This is a genomic window from Frondihabitans sp. OV104 (genome assembly GCF_057787745.1).
In genome coordinates this window covers 736580-756293 of record NZ_CM173541.1, presented here as the reverse complement: position 1 = coordinate 756293, position 19714 = coordinate 736580, and the positions used below count along the sequence as shown (strand labels likewise).

Below are 19714 nucleotides of genomic sequence, written 5' to 3'. Positions count from 1 at the left end.
CAGTTGCTGAGAATCAATCGCTTCTGCTCTAGCATGAGCGAACGTCACTTCGGACGCTCGTCGTGGGGAACGCCCCGCCCGGACAAGGACACCCATGATCATTCCCGCGCATCTCGGCCGCCGCCGATCTCGCCTCGCCATCGCCCTTCTTGCGCTTGCCCTCGCGCCCTCGGCGTCCATCGCTCCGGGGTTGCGAGCTGATGCCGCCACCGCAACGCGGACAGTGAGCGGTGTGATCGGCGATGCGACCACCGGTGCCGTTCCGGCGAACACCTCCATCACCCTGGAGTACGGCGAATCGGGAACCGTCTTCGCCTACGGCTCGGTCTCGAAGACCGGGAAGTACTCGTTCGCGCTCCCCAAGGTCGCGGGCACGGGCTTTTACGTGGCAGTCTTCACGGACGACGGCAAGCACGTCCTCGAGACGCACTCTCCCTCGTTCGACCTGACGACCACGACCCCGAGCTTCACGCGCAACGTGAAGATCGCGGCCGGGGCCAGACTCACCGGGCATGCGACTCCGACCAGCACCACTGCCCGCTACGCCCAGGCGTACACCGCCGACGGCGACTACAGCGGCTACCCCGGTTCCGTCGAGTCGAACGGCGCGTTCACGATCACTGGACTCGCGGCAGGAAGCTACCGAGTGCGAATCTCGGGCGACGACATCGCGCCGGTCTACGTAGGCGGCACCTCCTCGCTGGCCGCAGCCACAGCCTTCGAAGTGGCCACCGGCCAGACAATCGACACGGGTGTGACCGCGGTGTCACCCGGAGCCACGATCTCCGGCCACGTCACGGGCAGCCCGGGAGGCGCCGCCGATATGGCAGAAGTCTCGCTGCTCGACGTCGACGCGCCCTCTTCTGAAAAAGCGTCATTCTCCCCGTCGCACCCGCCCTTCGGCGCATTCACCTACACCGACGAGAACGGGTACTACTCGCTCGAGAACGTCCCCGCGGGCACCTATACGCTCCGCTTCGGTGCCTCGTACAACGATGTCAAGCATGTGACGCAGTTCTCTGCCGGGAACAACACCGGCGTCGTCCACCGCTCCGACGCAGAGCAGATCGCCGTGTCCGGGACCGGCCAGATAACGCGCGACATCGCCCTTCCCCTCGGCGGCAGCATCACCGGGACGGTGACCGCCGATGGCAAGCGCGCGACCTTCACCTCGACCGCCTACGCGCAGGACTCCGACGGCAAGTGGGAGGCGCTGGCGCGCGGCTCGTCGTACGAGGGCGACGGCAAGTACGTCATCCCGGGTCTCTCGGCCGGCACCTACAAGGTCGGCTTCACCAGCTACTCGACGGCGGCGCTGTTCACTGACGAGTACTACGACGACTCGCGTACGATCGCCGATTCGCAGACAGTACAGGTGGTGGGCACCTCGGCCACGAAGGGGATCAACGCCGTCCTGACCGTCGCGGGCCCCCTGGCCAAGTTCGCGACCCACCCGCTTCCCGTCATCACCGGCACGACCGCCGTGCGCAGCAAGCTGACCGCTGTCCCCGGCACCTGGTCGCCCACCGCCACGTCGTACACGTACCAGTGGAAGCGGAACGGCACCGCGATCTCCGGGGCCACGAAGAGCACGTACACGCTCCTCGGCGCCGACGCAGGGAAGGCCATCACCGTCACGGTGAAGGGCGTACGGTCCGGCTACACGAGCATCAGTCAGACGAGCGCCGCCACCGACGCCGTCACGCCGGGCACGATCACGATCTCCTCGGTGACGACGGGCGGAACCCACGCGGTCGGGGCCACCCAGAAGGCCGTGACGATCGTCTCCCCCTCGAGCGCGACGCTGACCTACCAGTGGCTCCGGGACGGCGCCACGATCAGCGGTGCCACGAAGGCGACCCACAAGCTCGTCGCGGCCGACGGCGGCAAGGCCGTCTCGGTCAGGGTCACGGCGAAGCTCACGGGCTATACGACCACATCGCAGAGCTCGGCCTCGTTCACCCCTCCGCGCGCGCTCACAGCGACGCCCGTGCCGAAGATCACCGGAACAGCGGCCGTGGGCAAGAAGCTGACGGCGAAGGCGGGCACGTGGTCGCCCGCACCGGTGACGCTCACCTACCAGTGGAAGCGCGGATCGACGTCCATCGCCAAGGCCACCAAGTCGACCTACACGCCCACGGCGACCGACCGGGGCAAGAAGCTGACTGTCGTCGTCTCGGGCGCCAAGTCCGGCTACAGCAAGGTCGCCAAGAGCAGCGCATCGGTCACCGTGAAGTGACGTCGGGCACGCTCCCGCGCCTCTCGCTGTGGGTGGCCTGCCTCGCGCCGATCGTGTTCTTGCCTGGGGCCCTCGACCGCTGGTTCCTCCCCAAGGCGGTCGTGCTCGCCACCGCCTGCGCGGTGGCGAGCTTCGCGCGAACCGGTGACGGCCGCCTGCCGCGGTGGTTCGCTCCGCTGGTCGCGGCGGCCGCCGTCGTGCTCGTGACGGCAGCCGTGCTGTCACCAGCACCCTGGGCCGAGATCTGGGGCCGGTGGCCGCGGTACGAAGGAGCCGTCATGCTGCCGGTGTACGTCGCCGCGGTGTGGCTGGGCGCTCGGATCCTGGGCCCGAGAGCGCCCTCCTCCCGGTCGGCGACGCTGGTCTCCGGGGTCGCGACCGCGTCCCTCCTCCTGGGGTTCGTGTCGCTGCTCGAGACGATCGGCCTCCGCCCCCTCGGCAGCAGCGCCGACCGGCCGGGGGCGCTCCTCGGCAACGCGAGTGACCAGGGACTCGTGGGCGTCGTGTTCGCGTCCGTCCTCCTGCTCCCCACCCTCCGTGCCTGGGCTCCAGTGGCTCGCCCCGGGCGTGCAGTCGCGAAGCGCGGCAAGGTGTCGCCGCCACGTGCCGTCCTCCCGGCGCCGACTTCGTCGAGCCGCCGGGTCGTGCTCGTCGCAGCCCTGGCTGCGGCGGTGTTCACCATCGTCGCGTCCGCATCGCGCGGTGCGGCGGCGGCGGCAGCGGTGACCGTCGTCGTCCACCTCGTGATCGAGCTTCGTCGGGCGGGCAGCCCGCGTCAGCGCCGCACCATCATCGTCGTGTCAGCCGCCGTGCTCGTGGTGGTCGTCGCCACGACCCTGGCCCTGCCCGCAACCCGGGCGCGTTTCGTCTCGACCGACGGACTGGCCTTCGAGTCCGCCGCCGACCGGCTTCTCATCTGGCGCGAGGCCCTGGCCGTCATCGCTCAACGCCCCGTCCTCGGCTGGGGGCCGAGCGGCTTCCTCGACGCCGTCAGCCGCATCCACGGCGCGCAGTGGCAGCGCGACGTGGGTTCGGCCACGACCTTGGACTCGCCGCACAACTGGATCCTGCAGCTCCTCTCCGCCGGCGGCATCCTCCTCTTGTGCGTTGGTCTCGTCGCGCTCGTTCTCGGTGTGGTCTCGGCGCGCAGGAACTGGACAGCCGCCACCCGACCACCCGCCGACGGCCCGCCCGTCTCCTCCGATCCCGACCGGGCCGACGTCCTCGCTGCCGCCGTCGCCGCTCTGTCCGGCCTTGCCGTCGGCTGGTCGGTGACTTTCACGGCACCGGGAACGGTCATCCTGCCGGCGTTGCTGTTCGGAGCCCTGGTGGCGCGGGCGCCCGCGCCGAAGCGGGCGCTACGGCGCCCACTCGGCGCGTTGCGATCAGTTGGCGTCGTCGCGTGGTGCGCCTTCCTGGGGGTCGCGGCTGTCGCCGACATCCCGCTTGGAAACGGCGTCACTGCCGCCGCAGCCGGTGATATCGCCCGGGCGGACTCCTCGTTCGAGACCACCGCGCGCCTCCGGCCGTGGGATGCCGATGTCGCGTCGATCGCCGCCCAGTCGTTGGCGGCGTCCGCCGACGCAGGGAACACCGCAGCCGCTCCTCTCACCGTGAACTGGGCCCGCCGCGCGCTGCGGTCGACGCCCGGCGACCTCCTGGCGAGTAAGGCCCTCGCCGTCGGCGAGCAGTACACGGGCGATCTCGATGGCGCAGCGTCGACGCTGCGCGGGCTTGCGGACGACCACCCGTACGATTCCGAGGTGGCTCAGCGGCTCGGAGGCGTGCTTCTCTTGCAGGGCAAGCTCGACGACGCGACCACCGAGCTCGTGCGGGCGTCCGAGCTCGCACCCGACGATGTCGACATCTGGAAGACGCTGGCCTTCGCGTATCAGCAGTCGGGCGAACAGGCGAGCCAGACGCGGGCCGAGGCGCGGATCGCAGACCTTTCTAGCGGTGGTCGCTAGCTGTCCCCGGACGTCAGCCGAATGAATCGACTCAGCAAGCCCAGCTCCGACAGCGAGTGCGGCAGCCCGGTCGCGAGCCTCGGCGAGCACACCAGGAACGCCGCCCACTGCGCCCGCGAGATCGCGACGTTCAGGCGGTTCGGCTGCAGCAGGAACTCCAGACCCCGTGCGATGTCAGCGCTCGACGAGGCGGCCAGCGACACGATCGCGATGACGCCTTCACGGCCCTGGAACATATCGACGGTTCCGGCCTGCGTCTCGTGCAGGCCGGCGTCGTCGAGGGCGTCGCGCAGCAGGTGCACCTGCGCGTTGTAGGGCGCGACCACGATGACGTCGCGCGCCTCCAACGGATGACCGACGATGTCGTCGGGGCCGTCGAACCAGCGGCGCCCGACGGCGTCGAGGGCGATGGCCACGACGCGTGCAGCCTCCTCGGGCGACGACGTCGTGTTGCCGAGGTGGTCGACCGCGGCGACGTGCAGGCCGGGCTCGATGCCCTCGAGCAGCCGCTGGGGGGCTCGCGATCGCAGCTCGCCGGCGTACGAGAGGGCCGAGACCGGTGCGCACAGCGCCGGGTCCATGCGGCGGGTCTGCGCGAGGAAGTACCCGAACTCCGCCGGCAGCACGTCGCGCCCGTCGGCGAGCCAGCCGAGCGCCGACTCGTCGACCGGCTCGGGGTGCGTGCCCTGGCTGACCTGCGGCAGCTGCTGCGGGTCACCGAGCAGCAGCAGGCGCTCGGCCGAGATCGCGGCGGCGATGGTCGGCGCGAGCGAGAACTGCCCGGCCTCCTCGACGACGAGCAGGTCGAACGAGCGCCGCTCGGCCAGCGATCCGGCGAAGGTCCACGCCGTCCCGCCGAAGACGAGACCGCCTTCTTGGCCCAGGAACTCGCCCTCCCCCGTCTTCTTGACGAGCGCGGTCCACTCCGAGTCGTGCTTCTCGGCGTCCTTCGGGGCCTTGCCGATGCGGTCGGGGCTCAGCCCGACGGCACGGCCAGCCTTCACGACGGCGTCGAGCACGTTCTCGACGGCGGCGTGCGACTGGGCGACGACGCCGACGCGCCAGCCGTGGGCGGCGACGAGGCGCGCGATGACGTGGGAGCCGACGTAGGTCTTGCCCGTTCCTGGTGGGCCTTGGATTGCGAGGTAGGTGTGGTCGGACGACAGCAGCGTCGACACGACCGCCTCGACGGTCTCGTCGTCGTGGATGCCGGCGATCGTCGCGCGCGGCGGGATGCGGCGCAGCAGGTCGAGCACCGGGTCGGCCGGCAGCTCTGCGCCCGCTCGGAAGTGGTCGAGCAGAGTGGCGCCCCACTCGCCGATGGCGTCGCTCTGGATCTTCGTCGCGATCGGCGGGCCGGGCGTCAGGGCGACCGGGTGGTCGTCGTAGGGCTCGACGTCTTTGGGCAGGCGCTCGAGCATGACCGCCTCGACGGTGGTCTCGGTCGTGCCCACGATGTCGAAGATCTCGATCGATCCGGTGAAGCCGCGCGATGCCGGGCCCGACGTCTTGAGACCGGGCGGCGGCGGGAAGTCGTAGAGGGCGCGAGGCTTGGCTCCGACCGACAGGCGGCTGCCGGGTGCGGGGCGGAGCGTCAGCCGCAGGGTGCGCGACCAGCTGCGCGCGGGTTTCACCGGCGGCGCCCAGTCGGCGTCGACCGTCGCGCGCTCGACGACGAAGACGTCTTTCTCGTCGGCGAAGTCGTCGATGTCGGCTTCGAGGCGGTTGAAGTGCTCCTGCCACGACTTCTTGGCCTCGCGGCGGTGGTAGTCGATGGCGCCGGCGGCGAGGGCGATAGCCGTCTGGTCTGGGGTGCGGTCGGCGGGGTCGATGCCCTCGATCGTCGCCATGAGCGAGATGAAGGTGGAGTTCGGCTCGGCGGGCACCGGGGCTTCTGCCAGGTCGAGCTCCGGAGCGGCGTCTGTCTCGACGGGCGGGCGCAGGCTCAGCAGCCAGTCGCGTAGCTTGAGCGTCGAGATGCAGTCGTAGCGGTTGTAGTCGCCGACCTGGTCGAGCAGCCTCTGGCCTTTGACAGCGTCGCCCGATCGCACGACGTCGATGGCGTGGGCGTACGCGGCGATGCTGTCGACGGCGTTCGCCACATCGTAGCCGGCGCGCGTGGTGTCCATGTAGAGGGGCTCGAGCTTCTTGATGGAGTAGCTGTGCGACCCGACGACGATCGCCTGCTTCACGATCGGGTACAGGTCGACGAGCACGTTCTGGCGCAGCAGCTCGTCGATCTCGTCCTCGCCGACGCCGTGGCGTGCGGCGATCGAGAGCAGGTGCGTCTTCTCGTACGAGGCGTAGTGGTAGATGTGCATGCCGGGGTGCGCCGCGCGGCGTTCCCGCACGTAGTCGAGGAAGCCTTCTAGCGCGGTGCGCTCCTCGGCGATCGTGTGCGCCCAGAAGGTGACGAAGGTCTCGTCGTTCTCGATCAGGCCAAAGAGGTAATCGAGCCCCCAGGTGCGGTTGTCTTCGGTGTAGAGCGGGTCGCCCTCGAAGTCGAAGAAGATGTCGCCGGCGTCGGGCGCGGGGATGGCGTCGAGCGCCCGCGGTGCGACGACCTCGACCTCGGGCACCGGTCCGGTGGTCGCGAGCTGGGCCGCGGCCTGGCGCCGCATGCGGTCGAGCACCGTCGTCGAGATGCCCGCGATCGGCCCGGTTGACCGTGCGAGCTGGTCGATGGTGGTGATGCCGGCGGCGTTCAGGCGACCGCGCTGCTCGAGCCGCATGCCCGCCACGAGCACGACGTCGCGCGACGCCTCCACCTCGACGGAGCACTGCGCACACCGCCCGCAGGCGGCGAACCGCGGGTCGCCCCACTCGAGCGCGGCATCGGCGGCGAGCCGGTCGGCGAGCACCTCGCGAAGACGCGCGAGCTGCACCCGGTACACCGGCAGGATGTCGGCCAGCGCGTGCGTGCTCACCGTGCCGTTGCCGAGCACGAGGTGCACGCGGTCGCCCACGGGGATCCCGAGGGCCGCGATCTGCTCGGAGTACCCCGCCAGCTGCAGCAGCGCCGAGATCTTGGCGTGGCGCGCGAGCTTCGTGTCGTAGACCTCGTATTCGCCGGCGTCGTTCAGTACCAGGAAGTCGGAGAACCCCAGAAACCAGCCGTCGAAGAACGTGGCTTGATACAGCGCAGGAACTCGGGCCTCCATCGCCGCCCGAGCCGCCGCGGCCGCCTCGCCGTACTCGCTCGGCTTCGGCCGGTCAGCGAACTCCGCGATGTTGTCAGCGCCGAGCTGCCCCCGCAGCGTCTCCAGCCACCGCTCCTCGTGCTCGATGCCGAGCGCGGCCGTGCGCTCGAGCATGGCGTCGGGCACGTCGACCGCCTTGTCGATCCGCCCGAGCTTCGCGTCGAGCCGCCGCAAAAATGCCCACTCGCACGCCGCCCACGTGCTCAGGTCGGACGGACTGGTGACGACGCGGTCGTTGGCTGTGTCGACGTACAAGGGGCTCCTCCGGAGTCGATCTGGCTGGCTTTCGTGTCGCTCACGCTAGTGGGGGCCGCCGACATCGGGGGGGGCTTGGAAGGCGAGGCCTAGGTGCTGGATGAAGCAGGGATGAATCAACGCAAGTACTCCCGGAGGGGCGCGTCACAGACATAGACGAATGTGCCGAGAATGCCGCGAGTGAGCAGCACTCCGTAGATCTGCGTGATGAATCTGAGGAGGTCGTCGTCCGAGTACGTCAGACCCAGTGCCGGGTTGTTCTCCTTGCCCTTCTTGTCGAAGTACGAAGCCCGGTCCACGAAGAGTCGCTTCTCGATCGGATCGAAGCGCAGATCGGGACCGATGATGACTCCGGCGTAGTTCAGGTCGTAACCCTGCACCGTGTGGATCGAACCGACCTCGAGCACCGACCCGGGGGACGCTATCCAGTCGGTTGCCGTGCTGTTCCATCTCAAGTCGAGCCCGTCGATCGTGATGTCGAAGGCGGCTGAGTCGTTCTTCGATGTCCACGGCCAAGCGAACCCGGCAACAAGTCGCGACAGTCCGACATCAGCGTCTCGCTTGAGAATCGCAGCCCTCATGGCTTCGATGTCGTCAAACAACTGCAGGTCGTAGCCGTCGAAAATCGCTGGGGCCAACAGGTCGGCTCTCGAACGCGTGCCGAGCAGAGATCGCACGTAGCCGACGTAGTCAGAACCAGCCTGAACTCGCATTTGGGTCCGAAGCTTGTGGTAGCGACGAGCCTCCGAGGTCGATTCGATCAGCTCAAGCAGCGTCTTCGCCGGGAGGTCCGCAGGCCGCACGCTCTGTGCCGTATCGAGAAAGAAGATTTGTCGCGTGCTCTTGCTCTGAATCCAGTCGAGCTGGGTCTTCGACTTGTCGTCCCAGCCGAAGAGTTTCGTGGTCACGTCCCGGAACTGCGCGTTCTGAACGCCCGAGGGCTGATTGGCCCTCTGGTTGAGTCGATGCGACTCGTCGACAAGAAGCAGGTCGAAGTGTTCCGCAGACCGGCCGACATCGAATGGTGTCATGACCATCGACGGCCGTAACCCCGGAGTCTTTGCGAAGACCTTTTTGATGGATTCGCGGAGCGATTGCTGCGGTACGACGAGTCCGATCCGGAGCCCTTGAAGAAGCTTCTTCGTGTCGTCGACGAAGTATTCAGAAAATCGAGAGTCGGGGTCAAGGTCGTCCAGAGAGGTGAAGGTCATGATGTCGGTCAGCAGCTTCATCAGGTAGATCGCCACCACGGTCTTGCCCGTCCCAGGCTCACCCTGCACGACGATGGCCGCGTCGATCGGCGCAACGTCGGAGCCCTGGCTCTCGATGTCGCCGATCAGACCGTCGACGATGTCCTCGACCGAGGCGGCTTGCTCTTCGGAGAGGGTCTTGAACGGCGAGAGCTTGAACAGGTCGCTGTTCTCGATCTCGTGAGCGGTGCGAGTGAAAACCCCATCTCGGACGAGCTCGTCGAAGACGTCCTTGAACCCCGATTGGTACGCATCCCGATCAAAGTAGTTCGCCTCGGTGATTCCGATGTTCCGGTTGAGCACCCGGTAAGCGCCATCGCCAGAGAGCATGCGGATCAGGTACGCCTCCAGATCAAGACAGACCGACTTGTTGAACCTCTCGTCGATGAGGACCCGGATCGAACGAAGATGTTGCTTCGCCGGAGTCTCGAGATGCTGCCTCATTCGAGTCGCGGCGTTGAGAGTCTCTCCCACGTAGACGTCACTCAAGACCCGTTTGCTTTTCGCGCGCGGCTGCGAGCCGTCGTCGATGACGTAGACCACGGGCCAATTGGCGTGACGAGGGTCACCTTGTTTCCACAATTCGACCGCGCGCTTCGAGAACGGCAGGCGCTCTATCTCAGAGCCGGTCATACTTCGTGCTTCGACCGCGGGCCTTCTCGACCGGGTACTTGAGGCGTGACTTCTCAAGCTTCGAGGCGACAATCTCAGCAGGATCGACGCCCAGCCGGTCGGCCATCATCAGACAGTAGGTCAGCACGTCAGCTAACTCATCGCGAACCCGATCGAGGTCTCCATCAGGCTCCCACTGATAGCACTCGAGGAGCTCGCCGGCCTCGATCGAGATGCTTTTGGCGAGGTTCTCGGGACTGTGGAACTGCGACCAGTCGCGCTCTTCGACGAATGCGCGCAGCGACTCGGTGGTCTCTTCCCAGTTGCTCATGAAGTCCTTCACCGATCCCATCACTATCAATTACTACTTAATTGCAAACAATCCTTGTGGCACAGAGATACGGAAATCGTGCCAAGTCGAGAATTTAGAGTGAGTGGCACCTGTCCGATGACCGGAGACATCAAATCCTGCTTATCCGCCATCGCCGCCACCTTTCATCAGGTGTTGCGACGACCTCTGGATCTCAGGCAGCTGCCACGGTTTCGCGCTTCGATGGCGGTATCAGCCGGTGAATGCGTCGGAGAAGTAGCCAAGATGCGGGTCATCGAGCGTGCCGATTACCAGCCCTCTATCAAGGAACCGATTAAACTCTTCGCAGCTCGTCTCGGGGAGCAAGCCGCAGGCATGACACGCTGCAAGATTGCACGAATCCGGCCCCTGGCCCTTTGTGCCCGCGTCCATACACACCGGGTCCGTGGAACACCAGTGTGCGTCAGCCAGGGCAGAGGCAAAGACCTGACGCAGGTTTTGCGGGCGGGCCATTCGAACGAGCCCACCCATGGTCCCTTCCGAGTCACCTGCAGCGGTGTAGATCAACGCTCCGGACATGTTCCGGTCGGTCGACTCGGAGATGTAGAGGCGCTCTCGGAGCGATGCGGAGCTGTAACCGCAGGCAAAAATCAGCTCGTTGATGAGCAGATGAGACAGCGTGTGCAATAGCACGAACCGCGGGCTGATTGTGCGGCCCAGTAGCCCGCGCTGGCTCGCCACCGATCCGTAGTGGTCGGTGATCCGCTGAGCGCGGGCCTGCACGTCTGCACGCCCTTCCCAGGCCGCCAGCCTCGCACTGTCGAGCTCGAAGTAGATGCCTTCTCCCTTCACGACATATGCCGGGAGCCAGTCCTGTGCAGGCGTCAGGCTAGTTCGTCTGAGCATCGCCTTCCCCTCGGTCAGTTTCAACTCTCCGTCGCGCACTCGAGTGAACCCGCGCAGCGCGCGCGTCTCTCGAAGGGCATCTACAGACCTCACGCGAGACAGGTGACTCGCTAGATCGGCGTCAAGCCCCGGGTCGGATGCAACGAGGAAATCGTCCTTCGGTGTCTCTCGGATCTTCACGTACTCGGGGTGACGCCAGATATCGTCGCTCGTTAGACTTTCCGCGTCGACCGGAGTTTCGGCTCGCGCCTCCCCGCTGCTCTCGCCGATGCCGAACTGATCCTGATATGCCGCCAGTACCTCTTCGTCAGAGATGGGAGCAAAGAGCTCGGGTGGGACGTTCCGCTCCAGGAGTCTCCGAAGTTGCCCGCCGGACACTTCACCTAGCCCCAGCTGGAACACGTTGTTGAACGTCGTGCTCACAGCAGGATGCCTTAGCAACTGATGGAGTTCCTCACTTACGGCGCCTTCGCGCCGAGGGAGATACAGCGAGGACTCAATCTTCGGGAAGTAGACGTTTCCTGCCGCCCGCAAGGCGCCGCGAATTGGCTCATCGCACACGCCCTCATGCTGAGCGAGCCAGGGTCGAGCGCCACCGCACATATAGGGCTGGTCCGACGACACAAGTTGATCGCTCAAGTTCGTGTGCTCTTCACCGTTCTTGTCGAACCGCGCCTCCGTGATCCCGCGAAGTGATCGCTCTTGCTTGCAGGCATCGCACGTAACCACCTGCCCCTCGAGTCCACCGCCTCCGCGAGATACGAGGCGGAGAGTGCCTGTGCATGTCGGCTGGGCCGAACGATGCACCCACTCGTCGAACGGAAAGTCATCCAAGTGCCCGCGGGTGCAGATTGCCACAAACGGAACCTGCGACATCTTCGGCTTGTACTTCTTGTCGACATGCTCCTTGTCCTGGCACTCCACGAGGGTTTTCATCGTGAGTTTGCCCAGTTCCAGACGCTTGCAGTAGATACAGAACGACCAACGCGGGAAGCGCAGCACAGGAACCGTGAGCTTAACATTCCGAAGGTCGCTGCCCTGGGCCGACGGCCTGTAGTCCGGAGGTAGCCGGAACTCCGACACCTTAAGCCGGGACTCGAGTCGCCAGTCGTGCTCCCGGTATTCCTCCATCGCGAGAGCGCTGTGATCGACAACTTCATACCAGTGGTCAAGGCCAGCGGTTATGACGGAGGTCCCATTTACGAGCACGCTCATGGCACCGACACCAAACGGTGTCACCAGTTGCGCGCGGCGCATCGCCCCAGTACTCATACGGGCTCCTCCGCTGAAGTGTCCTCGAATAGGTACGCCTGACTGATCTCAAGACGACATTCGGCATCGACGTTCCGCATGCTTGTCGGTACGTCCCAGATTGTCGCGCGGCGGTCAAGATCAGGAAGTGTTCCTGCGAACCGCATGAGTCCTTGCAGCGGGTCGCCGAAAGGCGCAGGGTTCGCATCCCAATTGGTTCGTTCCCACCCTCCCCACTGCCGGGCGCGTTCGCGCGCTAGGCGATCGAGGACCGGAACCTCATCAGGCTCTACGATCTCCGCTCGCTCCCGCAGCAACCGAATGGCCTCGTCGTAGGCAAACGAGGGGAACGGATCAGGTCCAAGAGTCTCTGGAGAGGTCTGCCGTACATAGGCGACCGCCACCGCGTGGAGTGCTCGGCGAAGAACGGGCATGGCGAATGGGGTGACGGAAGTCGGTTCAACTTGCGCGTAAAGCTGCTGATGGTACGTGCGGAAGCGCTCGTAATGACTGCGATCGCGCGGCTTTGCAGCCCCGTAGATGGTGATGACCAGTCCAGGGCTGACCTCCGGTTTCCGGCCGACTCGACCGCTAACCTGAATGTACTGGGCCGTGGTCTTTGGCTGACCGACGATCGTCATCAGGGCGAGTCGATCGATGTCCACACCGACCTCGATGATATTCGAGGCCAGGCAGATGTCGAACGCCTCCTGGCGCTCGCTGCCAACGGCGTACTTCACCTGAAGTTGCTCGATCGCCTTTGGAATCTCGTCGGAACGACGCCGCGACGTCAGCTCCATCGTCCGATTCGGCCAGCGGGGCTCGATCCCGTCGCGCCGCCGGAGTCCGGTGAGGTAGTCCGGTATATCGGATTGGATGAGCGAGACCGTGTTTCCGAGCTCTCGGAGCGAGTTGAGGAAGTTGAGGTTCGTCCAGTAGCCGTCCCGATCCCCCTCTGGGATATCGACCGCGGCTTGAAGCGTTGCGGCAGCGACACGTACCTGGACGGTCTGAGTGGAACCAAGAGATGCGCTCATAACCCCGATATAGCGTCGCCCTGGCTCTGGCGTACCGTCGGCGGAAGTCGCGGGCTCAGCAAAGAAGGAGCGGCCTTCTTCCAGACCGTGCGGCGGGAAGAGCGCGACAGTCTCCCTGCCGAACAGTCCCCTGATCTGGTCCTCGTAGCGCCTGACCGTCGCGGTGGAGGCGATGATCTTGGGTAGCACAGGGCTTGCGCCGCGACGATCAGTGCAGAGTTCGTCAATCACCGGCTCGTAGAGACCGACCATCGAGCCAAGCGGGCCAGAAATGAGGTGCAGTTCGTCCTGGATGATCAAGCTGGGCGGAGATACATTCCGCGCGCCGCTCGCATCTAGACCAAAGAGATTCCGGGCACGCGGTCGCCACGCCATCATCGCGAACTTATCGACGGTCCCGATGACGATCGACGGTCGAACTTCGTAGATATCGTCGTCGACAACGTGGACCGGTAGGCCAGAACGACGGGAGTACTTGCACTGGTCGTCGATACAGCGGAGCACGACCTTGCCCGCCGCTTCCTCGTAGCCGATCGGCTCTTGTCCACCACCTCTTTTTTGCTGAGGGCCCATCTGCGCTCCGCACCAGGGGCATCGGAGCAGGAGGAAGAGGTTCTGCTCGTGCGGCTTTCGGCGCAGTGCGCGAAGGTTCTTGAGGGCCGCGTCCCAGGTGTTTGGTGTCGAGCTGCCCCCAAGCCAAATCCCGATCCCAAAGGGACTGGACCCCAGGACATCGGAGTTCTGCCCCCTGATGTCTTCGAGGACACAAACCAGCGAGGCTGCGCGGAGGAACTGCTGCGCGGTGAGGAGACGCAGGGTATACCGCATGAGCGTGTCCGTCCCGGCGTCGCCAGGCTCACGAAGCCGCCGAGCGAACAGGCTGACCGCAGCCGCACCGAGATATGCCTCGGTCTTGCCGCCACCTGTGGGAAAGAAGATCAGGTCGACGTCCCCACGCGTCTGACGTGCCGGTTCAACCAGCTCTGGCAGGACGGCAAGCAGGAACGCAATCTGGAATGGGCGCCAATATCCACGGCCAGCCGGAACATCGGGGGCGGGGTGCGCCCCGACAACTCTCCATCGTCCATCACCGCTTTGCTTGACCTCGCGCAGGTCAAAACTTGATCGAACCTGCTGGAGCAGCATCGCCTCGTTTGCCCAGCGAAATGCTTTCGCAGCCCGGTCGCTCGTTGCCACGAGGCTCCAGCCGGTGCGCATTCTCGCCAGCGCCGATCGCGCCCGATACATATGCTCCCACGCAGCTTCCTGGTACCGTGAGAGCAACTCAGGGATCTCGGCCTCGCGCCGATCGATCCAGTCCTCGTACTGACTCAGGACGAGGTCAACCTGAGCGGCGCCGTCGTCGCCGCCACGCGCCAAAGCATCCATGCTTACGGCAACTGGCTGTCGCCGCCCCTCGGCATCGACAATTAAAGTTCCGTGGTCATCAGTTAGGTACACGTTCGGGGAGAGACTTACCACTTCATATGCCGGCAGCGCTGTGGCCTGTACGAACGGCACGACCCCATCGGCACTGACCGCTCCCCACTCGGCCGCACAGCCATGTCCGATTGCAAAAGTGCGCTGGTTCCGATAGAGGAGGTCGAGAGACCGCTCCTCCTCGTCTCGATCGGGGAGCTCGACCTCTGGATACGGGACAATCTCAGCTCCGACTACCGCTGACACCTTGAAGCCGACCTGGAAGACGGCCGCTGAAGGGCCCGAGCCAGGAGCATCATTGACGACTGCGACGGTGATGATCCTGAGGGCGAGGTCGTCAGCACCAGGGACCGGTCGACTAAACACTCGCACCGCCAGTGGGATCACGGCCTCGCCAGTCGGCGGCACGACATCCACTATTTTGAGGCGACTCGTTTCATGGAGAACGGTTCGAGCAGATATTGCACCGACAGCCTGGAAAGGACGTCTTGCCCACCACTCAACCGGCTTAGCGACACCCGGAATGTGCACCGTCAGCTTTTCGTATCTCGCCCCGGCAACCTCGACCATCAGGGAACTCGTGGCCACCATGCGGGCCTCGAACGAGATGGCCATCGCTGACGGCTTGAACGTATTGGCATCGGTGAGATCGAAGTCATCCGAGTCGGCGACATCATGACGGACGTAGCCCTGAACCTCGATAGGCGGCCCAATCAGGTCATCCTCGGATACTGCAATGCCGGTGACTCCGTCGAGGTCCTCTGCGCTGTCGCCTTCGGCGAGCTCGACCGGCGACCCACCGACACTGGCGCCCGCGAACAAGACTCCGACGCCGTAGCGCTTGAGCGGGGTGCCGCCCGTAAGGATCTCCTCGCCGGTTTCTGCGTCGTGGAACTGGCCGCGAGAGGCTTCCTTTGTGTCAAAGTGCACGATCCCTGCACGGATCGTCAGCGGCTTTCCGCGCAGCGCGTCACCGCCAACCGGGCCGAAGAGTTCGCGGCGAAGCGATGCCTCGACCGTCTCACGAGCCTCTAGACCGCTCACACGTAACCCCCCATAAGTCCTCGCAGTGTCTTCGTTTCTACCATGGCGGTCAGACGATCCGTCGCACGAGTCAGCCCGACGTAGACGAGCGCATCAAAGTTCGGCCCACGTGACTCGTCGAGGTCAGTGACGATGATGGCCGGAGCATCCAGTCCCTTGAAGGAGTGAATGGTGGAGTAACGCAACCGCCCCTTCATCGGCTTCGATCCGTCGGCCGGACTTAGCAACTGGCGGAGCCAGGGTTCGGACGTGCTGGCGGCGACAGAGTGGCTGCCGAGCGGACTGAGCACGACGATCTCTGTCAAGTCAAAGCCGTCGTCGCGCAGATCGCTAACAGCCTTCCGCAGTAAGGCAGCCTGGTCGTCACCTCGCGCGTACTTGATGATCGCCGGGTCGATACCGTCGTCGGATCGGCGAAAGTCCCTGAACCCCGGAGCGAGGTGACCGAGGAGATTAACCTGATATCCGATGCGGGGAAGGTTCCTGCAGTTCTCTGACAGTCGGAACGACGCCAGATGCGGTGCTCGGGTCCGAAGCATTTCGCGCGCGGTCTCTTTCCCATAGATCGCCTGACGTTCAAAATCACCAAACATAAGGACGCGCCCGTTGCTCAGCCCGCCCTTGACGACCAGATCGAGGAAGTCGAGGTACGTGTCGGTCGCGATGTCCTGGATCTCATCGATGATGAGGAAGTCTCCCACCTCCTCCACACTCCGCTCGGCAAGGCCTTCAAGTGCCAGTTCGGGCAGTACCCGCTCCCAGAAGTTGCTATCGGCGTCTGTCGGCGGGCCGCTGATGCCGGCGAGTCGCAGCATCTCCTGGTGCAAAGTGCCCACGCGAAGCCCCACGACATCCGAGAGTTTCTCGCGGAGGCTATGCCCTAGCATGCGGTTGAAGCATAGAAGTCGCCCCGCTCGTCCCTGAGCGACCTCCCGCTGAGCCGACTCGGCGGCGAGAAAGGTCTTGCCCGTTCCGGCAGGGCCTGTAAACAAAATGCCTATATTGTCGGCGGCTGAGTCCAGAGCACGGTACTGCTCCTCGACGAACTGTGCGAGCTGACCCTCTCGTGCTTGTCGGCGGTCGCCGACAGTGATGACGACCTCGAATCGCGGACGAAGTGTCGCTACTATCCGTTCAGCGGTGGCGTGGTCCGGGCCAAATCCACCAAAGCCGAAGTACTTGATCGTGGAGGCGAGATGTTGCGCTCCCTCTCTCATGACTCGCTCAACCGCTTGAGGTGCGCCTGGAAGATCACTCGAATCGAGCACCTGCCACGAGTGCCACTCCGGTGAGTCGGGCAGCGTCGCTCGCGCACGCACTCCCGTGAACCACACGGCGTGCGAGACTGGGACATCCCGCAGCTCGATGCGTTTACTCAGGAGGTAGTCCCGGATACTGTGCATCGCCTCCTGCGCCTGCCTGAAGGGTCCTCGGACGGTCGGAGGCTCCTGACCGAGGCGCCATGTGCCATCGGAACTCCGCGCGACCGACAGGTGAGACTTCACCTCGATCACGAGCAGGCCGACATCGGGCGCGATGATGACGAAGTCCGCCTCGCCTTCGACTTGTCTCTCATGCTGCGTAATCCCAAGTGAATGCAGCACCGTCCAGTGCTCAGTGCCAGCTGCATCTCGCAGCGCGGCGAAGACGGCCTTCTCCCCCGGGGGCGCGGACTCGACACAATAGGCCGGAATCATTCGAGCCATCGAGCACCCTCGTCAGCAAAGGGCACGCGAGCGTCGTGACGGGCAACCAGTTCCGTAAAAGGAGCGACGGCAAGTACGCGGGTAACGAACATGCCCCGAAATCCCGGCTCGGCAATATCGAGCGTCATGTGACCAGTGCCTTCGAGCTCGCGAAGGTTCGCGACATTCGCCGCCGCTTCCAGCCGATCACGCAGCTCCCGAGTGGCTCGATGTACCTCGTGTCTCAGCAACGACGCGTGCTCGAAGTGCGGCCGTACGGGTAGCCCCAGCCACTCGAGGAGGCGCTCGAAGTCACCGTCACTCTGCGGACGGATGACATGAGGCGATGCCCAAGCACGAAGCTGGCCAGCCGCGCGAACCCCGACTGCGCGCAAAGCGCGTTGGGAGTCGCGGACACCTCTCGTCCTGAGTCGCTCAATCAATGCAGACTTCCAGGACGCCTGCGACGCCCGGACTGCGGACGCGCGAGGGCCGATTCGCGCAAATGCTCGCGCGCGGAGGGACTCGCGCTCGGCCTCACCTTCACGCAGAAGCAAGTATGTGCCCAAAGCGACTGCGGGCACAGCGGAATAACCAACGCGCTCGCCATGCGGCTGCGTCGGATCAAGCGCACGGATGCGCTCACCATCGTCGTCAAGCCAGATCGCTCGGTTCCCTGACAGGAGAACCTTGCGCGCCTCAACCTCGTCCGCGCCAGGCGCACGGTCCTCACTCACCCGGCTTCCCCAGACCGGCTGCGGAAGGAGGTCGTCCTCAGAGATCAGCTCTGTGTCCGCCGTAACAGGCTCCGGCAAAATGGGCGACGGATCACCAGCCACGATGATGCGCGAGGTGACCTGAATACCGCCTTCAGCGAACTGTGCGATTGCAGACATTGGGACAATTCGGTCGCCGAACCACGCCGGGAGGATGAACGTGACCTCTGGCGTACGGGGCGCAGTAACCGCCGCCGATTTGAAGAATCGAGGCGGACCCAAGAAATAGGCGATAGCCTCGGGCACCTCGACGCGCTCAAGCTCGCCGAGCGTAAGAACTCGTGCTCCAACTAAGCCGAGCCATTCGCCAAGGGCATCTCGCGATCTGCTGCTTGCGGCCACGACAATTGCCGAGCCCGCGCCGACCTCAGCCAGCGACTCAAGCAGCACGGCGCCCAAGAGCGGGTCGCGGGTACAGAGGGCAGCCGCCGCGTCAGCAATCTCTCCCAGCAGCGCATCTTCGTCGACGGCGCCGACGAGCCGCCGAGCCTGACGAATCACCTCACTCGCGGCGGCCGTGAGCTGAGCATTGCGATCTATTGGAACAGGGTCGGTGATGAGGCGCCACCGCAGGGCTTTCGCGGCACCGGCGACATCGTCCCAAACGCCGGGCCCATCACGTTGGACTAGTCGGAACAGACCGCGGGTGGCCGAATCTAATCTCGCGCCGAGTGCGTCCCGAACAAGGATGATCTCGACGCCATGCCGGGCCAGCGAAGCGGAGGCCGCGTATCGCTGATCGAGTCCGATAATTCGGGACGTCATAGTGCCACCGTGAATGCGAGTGCTTCGATTCCGGCAGGGGGACTCCATCGCAGCTGAGACGATAGCGCCATCGGCTCCCCACGTGAATTCCTGAGCTGCATCACTTGTTCAGCTGCACTCTCGTCAGCAACCGATCGATCGAAAACACACACGACAACCGGACTCAGAACCTCATGTAGGTACTTGATCGCACCCTGGCCGTCCAAAATCGTGAGTACTACGTCGTCTGGAAGCGGGAGCTGGTCAGCAAACTTCGAAGATGAATAAATGCGCGAGAACCACGTCGCCGACTTCTCGGTCCTTGGGAGAAGCAACGTTGCCAAGGAATCTCCGTCGGAATCGTCCCCTTGAGCCAAGACGGCCTCAAGGTCATCATTGATCCAGCTCTTCGTACCCACGATTGCGAGGTCGGCCGCGGGTGCGACAAGACGCCGCGCCCAATCCCGATCCACCCCGGCCATGCGACCGATGCTTCCGATGTGCGGCCGGGGCATCTTCTCGGCCGGGTCACCCTCTCGCACGGGTGCAACGGCTTCCAGTCGATCAACGGCCCAGTGACCCGCCAAAGCGACCCGCGCTTGCGCGTTACTTTCATCAAGTCCCTGAAAAAGCCCCGAGATCACGTGTGTAGCGTTCAACGCCCGGTAGCTAGCTCGCGGCAGGGCTCCTTGAAGCACCGACAATGGATCGGTCGTTACCTGAGCAGGAGGCCTGCAAAGAGTCCACCCGACCCCGATCAGCACCGCCGCGTATTCGCGGCTCGGGACCGAAACCGTGACAATCACTTGCCGCCCAGCAAAGGAATCCGCCTGGCGTGCAAGTCGCGTCCCGAGCGCGACAATCGGACCGATCCAGGCTGACCGAACCGGCGTTGATTCAGGATTTTCAACAAGGCTAAGGAGCACGTTCGGCCCCCGCCGATCCCCTGCGTCGCTCATCATCTTCCCCCACTCGTTGCCACTCGACTCTATCGATGA

General features: G+C 64.8%; 10 protein-coding genes. 2 read left to right on the top strand and 8 right to left on the bottom strand.

Going from position 1 to position 19714, the window contains the following annotated elements; genetic code table 11:
* Positions 1 to 94: 94 nt before the first annotated feature.
* Both AC3CBB_RS03545 and AC3CBB_RS03540 read left to right on the top strand, forming a co-directional pair.
* The gene (locus tag AC3CBB_RS03545) at positions 95 to 2239 is read left to right on the top strand and encodes a hypothetical protein (RefSeq protein ID WP_488626011.1); all 2145 of its coding nucleotides are present in this window, start codon (positions 95 to 97) and stop codon (positions 2237 to 2239) included.
* Entirely contained in the window at positions 2236 to 4206 is a 1971-nt protein-coding gene (locus AC3CBB_RS03540) for an O-antigen ligase family protein (RefSeq protein ID WP_488626010.1), read from the top strand. Before AC3CBB_RS03545 ends, AC3CBB_RS03540 begins: the two co-directional genes overlap by 4 nt.
* Here AC3CBB_RS03540 and AC3CBB_RS03535 read toward each other — a convergent pair.
* The 8 genes from AC3CBB_RS03535 to AC3CBB_RS03500 all read right to left on the bottom strand — a co-directional run bounded on the left by AC3CBB_RS03535 (position 4203) and on the right by AC3CBB_RS03500 (position 19678).
* Positions 4203 to 7661 carry a TM0106 family RecB-like putative nuclease gene (locus AC3CBB_RS03535; RefSeq protein ID WP_488626009.1) on the bottom strand — a complete coding sequence of 1153 codons (3459 nt, stop codon included), beginning with the start codon at positions 7659 to 7661 and terminating at the stop codon, positions 4203 to 4205. The two genes, AC3CBB_RS03540 and AC3CBB_RS03535, sit on opposite strands and share 4 nt — an antisense overlap.
* A gap of 116 nt (positions 7662 to 7777) precedes the next feature.
* Positions 7778 to 9544 (bottom strand): DNA/RNA helicase domain-containing protein, encoded by a 1767-nt coding sequence (locus AC3CBB_RS03530; protein ID WP_488626008.1) that lies wholly within the window; start codon positions 9542 to 9544, stop codon positions 7778 to 7780.
* On the bottom strand, positions 9531 to 9854 hold the full coding sequence (locus AC3CBB_RS03525; RefSeq protein WP_488626706.1) for a nucleotide pyrophosphohydrolase: 324 nt from the start codon (positions 9852 to 9854) through the stop codon (positions 9531 to 9533). The genes AC3CBB_RS03530 and AC3CBB_RS03525 overlap by 14 nt, the downstream gene beginning before the upstream one ends.
* A 231-nt stretch (positions 9855 to 10085) precedes the next feature.
* On the bottom strand, positions 10086 to 11996 hold the full coding sequence (gene drmB / locus AC3CBB_RS03520; RefSeq protein WP_488626705.1) for a DrmB family protein: 1911 nt from the start codon (positions 11994 to 11996) through the stop codon (positions 10086 to 10088).
* A gap of 11 nt (positions 11997 to 12007) precedes the next feature.
* Positions 12008 to 15511 (bottom strand): helicase-related protein, encoded by a 3504-nt coding sequence (locus AC3CBB_RS03515; RefSeq protein WP_488626007.1) that lies wholly within the window; start codon positions 15509 to 15511, stop codon positions 12008 to 12010.
* Positions 15508 to 17217, bottom strand: coding sequence for a nuclease-related domain-containing DEAD/DEAH box helicase (locus AC3CBB_RS03510; protein WP_488626006.1), 1710 nt, complete (start codon positions 17215 to 17217; stop codon positions 15508 to 15510). Before AC3CBB_RS03510 ends, AC3CBB_RS03515 begins: the two co-directional genes overlap by 4 nt.
* Positions 17205 to 18737, bottom strand: coding sequence for a DISARM anti-phage system protein DrmE domain-containing protein (locus AC3CBB_RS03505; RefSeq protein WP_488626005.1), 1533 nt, complete (start codon positions 18735 to 18737; stop codon positions 17205 to 17207). Before AC3CBB_RS03505 ends, AC3CBB_RS03510 begins: the two co-directional genes overlap by 13 nt.
* Positions 18734 to 19678 carry a hypothetical protein gene (locus tag AC3CBB_RS03500; RefSeq protein ID WP_488626004.1) on the bottom strand — a complete coding sequence of 315 codons (945 nt, stop codon included), beginning with the start codon at positions 19676 to 19678 and terminating at the stop codon, positions 18734 to 18736. The genes AC3CBB_RS03505 and AC3CBB_RS03500 overlap by 4 nt, the downstream gene beginning before the upstream one ends.
* Positions 19679 to 19714: the final 36 nt, after the last annotated feature.